Here is a 662-nt window from a genome sequence, read left to right as displayed (position 1 = left end):
TCATTCGTCCGCTAGGCAAAGCACTACGACCGGACTCTCTTTGCGGACCCAATCGGCGGTGCACGAAGATGTGGACGTGCCGCGACTGACTACCCGGTGTGTGGCGCTGCTCGAGCTGCACGAGACCGGACTGACGTATGTCTCGCTGGTCCCGTCGCCCTTGTCTGCCCCGAGCCTTCGGACGATGCAGTCACCTACCGAGGCATTGGCGATGACCGATGCCGTGTCGCTACCGCTGAACGTCGGCGCCACCGTCCGGGATGTGGTGGTCGAGTACGTCGGATAAGTCGTACTCGACGATTCGGATGTGTAGTAGAGAGAAGACGCGCTGTCGTAGTCGTCGAACGCACGGGTGACAGCATTGGCAATGAGAAACATCCACACGATCGACAGCACCAGAAGCCCGGTGAAGATGTAGCCGATGACCAGACCGGCGATTGCAAGTCCTCGCCCCTGCTCACCGGTTCGTTTGATCTGCGCCAGCGAAATGTGGCCGAGCACAATGCCGACCGGTGCCAGCACGAGCGCCCCGACCAGGGCGGCAATTGCGAGGCCGTTCGTGGTCGGAGGTTGGTACAGACCGCCCTGCGGTTGGGCACTCCTGTACTGCTGCTCCCCACCAGGAGGAGGTGGGGGCGGGGGTGGCGGTGGTGGCGGAAGGG

At 63.0% G+C, this 662-nt stretch carries 1 protein-coding gene; it reads right to left on the bottom strand.

Annotation, left to right across the window (positions count from 1 at the left end):
- A partial coding sequence (locus G8767_RS35285) for a DUF4190 domain-containing protein (RefSeq protein ID WP_166814295.1) occupies positions 1-662 on the bottom strand: 662 nt, incomplete at its 5' end.

Origin of the sequence: Rhodococcus sp. IC4_135 (assembly GCF_011602025.1) — a bacterium.
Classification (GTDB): Bacteria; Actinomycetota; Actinomycetes; order Mycobacteriales; family Mycobacteriaceae; genus Rhodococcus_F; species Rhodococcus_F baikonurensis.
The sequence above is the reverse complement of the archived record's forward strand: the minus strand, read 5'-3'. Positions and strand labels throughout refer to the sequence as shown.